The 329-nt window shown below is 40.1% G+C and carries 1 tRNA gene; it reads left to right on the forward strand.

The window, feature by feature from the left end:
• The first annotated feature begins 157 nt into the window (after window positions 1-157).
• Window positions 158-233: transfer RNA gene (locus tag CWC11_RS20365), tRNA-Lys, on the forward strand.
• The last annotated feature ends 96 nt before the right edge of the window (window positions 234-329 follow it).

Here is a 329-nt window from a genome sequence, read left to right on the forward strand (position 1 = left end):
GTTATTAGCTCAGTTGGTAGAGCAGTTGACTTTTAATCAATTGGTCGATGGTTCGAATCCATCATAACCCACCATTCTTTATTCTGATGAATATAGCATGGCATCAATCGGCGGATTTACGCACGCTTTAACTTAGTAATAAGTAAGCACTTGGAGCGGGTTATTAGCTCAGTTGGTAGAGCAGTTGACTTTTAATCAATTGGTCGATGGTTCGAATCCATCATAACCCACCATCTTCTTTCTTTAGAATTGAGTTGGTCCAATCGGTGGATTTACACAAAAAAGCAAGTTGCGATTAACGCAGCAAAAGAGCGGGTTATTAGCTCAGT

The organism is Pseudoalteromonas sp. S3178 (assembly GCF_005886985.1).
Lineage (GTDB): Bacteria > Pseudomonadota > Gammaproteobacteria > Enterobacterales > Alteromonadaceae > Pseudoalteromonas > Pseudoalteromonas carrageenovora.